This window comes from Micromonospora sp. KC213, assembly GCF_004348325.1.
Taxonomy (GTDB): domain Bacteria; phylum Actinomycetota; class Actinomycetes; order Mycobacteriales; family Micromonosporaceae; genus Micromonospora.
On the sequence record NZ_SMKF01000326.1, the window covers coordinates 1 to 2,040 of the forward strand.

The window sequence follows — 2,040 nt, forward strand, 5'->3', positions numbered from 1 at the left end:
CACCGGAGCATCGCCGCCCCCTCCCACCAGCTCGGGCCCCACCGTAGCCGGGCCCGGCGGGTCAGCTTCGCCAGCCCCCGCGGCCCGCGCCGCGTACGCCTGTGGTGGTGCGGTTCGCGGTGAAGACGGCTGCCCATCGCCCTTCTGGGACAAGGGGTGACAGTTCCGCACAGCGGCACCCCGGTTTCGGCCGGAGGATCTCGGCCCGGTCAGGTGCCGGTGAAGGCGTGCAACAGGGTACGCACGGCCGCCCGCAGGTCCGCGCGGCTCTCCGGGCTGCCGGGCGGTGGGGCGCTGAGCGCCCCGGCACCCACCAGCCGGTCGAAGAGCAGCCCGTCGACGAAGGCGACGAACTGGTCACCCTGCCGCCGTGGGTCGGTCGCCCCGGCGCCGGCCAGCAGCGCCCGGGCCTGTTCCCGCAGTGCGGTGCCGTGCTCCAGGATGGGCCGCAGTTCAGGACGGTGGACTGCCTCCAGCAGGCAGGCGTACCGGGCGAGGGCGCGGTCGCGGCCGGTGGTGAGCCACCGGTCGAGCACCTCGGCGGTGCCGACGGCGAGCCGGTCGAGGTCGGCGGCGGTCAACCGGGGCGGCGGGCCCGGTAGCGGCGCCCCGGTGGGTAGTTCCCGCTCGGTCAGGTCGACCCGGTCCAGCTCGGCCAGGCGCCGCACCACCGCTTCGATCAGCGCCTGCCGGGTGCGCAGGTACGCCGAGGTGGTGCCGGGCGGCACGCCGGCCCGGGCGTCCACCGCCCGGTGGGTGAGCGCCCGCATGCCGCCCTCGGCGAGCAGCGTGATCGCCGCGTCGGCCAGCGACGCGATCCGCGCGCTGCGAGCGTTCATCCTGTGCCCACCTCCGCCATGTTCCATGCCTGTAGTCTGATCTTCTACATCCGCAGAAGGCCGGTCGGGACGGACGGACACGCGGTGGTCGTCGGCAGCGGCATCGGCGCTTGAGCCGCCGCGCTGGCCCTGCACCGGTCGGGCTGGCGGGTGACCGTGCGGCACCTCGGCCCGACTCTCGGATTATCGACCACGCTCATTTTCCGGCGCCAGCGAACGGGAGCGGGCCGGTAAGATCGGCGACATCGCTGTGACTGATCGTTGACTGCTGGTCATGGTCGCCATCGCCCACACTGCTTGCATCAAGGCGGCATCCGGAAGCGGCAGAACGTACCAGGTCGGGGTGTGCCTCGCGATGCTGGCCGCACAGTTCCCGGTGGCGTTGACCGGCAACGCCGACGACACGCTCGACGGGCGATCGGTCACCTGGAAGGTCGGCGCCGCGCCGGCGGCCGAGACCCCGGGGTCGGTCTGAGCGACCGGCCCGCCCCACCCCACGCCGTCACCCGGGCGGTCGGGCGCCTTCCGCCCGCCGTCGTGCCATCACCTCCATTCCCCGCGCACCGGCAGAAGGGGGATCGCCGTGAACGATCTCTTCACCTGGGCTGCCCTCGGCAGCCTCACCGGCGCCAGCGCCGCCACCCTGTTGACCGCCAACGTCGTCGGCGGCCTGATCGGCCCGAGCGGCGACAAGGCCCGCAAGTGGATCGCCCTGGGCGTGGCCCTGCTGCTCTCCTACACCACCGCGGCGTTCGCCACCGAGGCCGGCGCCGAAAAGTGGATCATCGCGTTCTTCAACGGCCTGGTCATCTTCTCGGCCGCCCTCGGCGTCAACCAGATGCCGCCGGGCAACCGTCCGGCGACGCAGGGGTCACCCATCCAGCCCACACAGGGGCGCGAGGCCCGTTTCGTCCGTTCCTGGGTCTGAGCAGGTGAGCGGCATGCCCGCCACCCACCTCGCTGATCATGAAGTTGACGGCGGCCGGAATGATCGACACCGTCGCCAACCTCATGATCGACGCGCCGAGGGTCAGGGGACGTGGGCGAGGTAGGCGGTGGTGGCAGCGGCCAGGATGTCGGGGCCGGGGCGGGACCAGAGATCCGCGTGGAAGACCTCCACCTCGATCGGGCCGGTGTAGCCGGCCGCGTCGACGGCCTCCCGCAGGCGGCGCAGCTCGACGCTGCCCTCCCCCGGCAGGCC

The 2,040-nt window shown here is 73.0% G+C and carries 2 protein-coding genes; one reads left to right on the forward strand and one right to left on the reverse strand.

Features of this window, described 5'->3' with window-relative positions:
- Positions 1 to 209 precede the first annotated feature (209 nt).
- Positions 210 to 839: a TetR/AcrR family transcriptional regulator gene (locus tag E1166_RS30320; RefSeq protein WP_132343221.1), complete on the reverse strand. Its 630-nt coding sequence runs from the start codon at positions 837 to 839 to the stop codon at positions 210 to 212.
- 583 nt (positions 840 to 1,422) lie between these two features.
- Between E1166_RS30320 and E1166_RS30325 the strand changes: the two genes are divergently transcribed.
- Positions 1,423 to 1,767: a hypothetical protein gene (locus tag E1166_RS30325; protein ID WP_132343222.1), complete on the forward strand. Its 345-nt coding sequence runs from the start codon at positions 1,423 to 1,425 to the stop codon at positions 1,765 to 1,767.
- Positions 1,768 to 2,040: the final 273 nt, after the last annotated feature.

Excerpts from the sequence above, each read along its gene's own strand:
- E1166_RS30320 (WP_132343221.1), bottom strand. The coding sequence starts at position 839 with ATGAACGCTCGCAGCGCGCGGATCGCGTCGCTGGCCGACGCGGCGATC.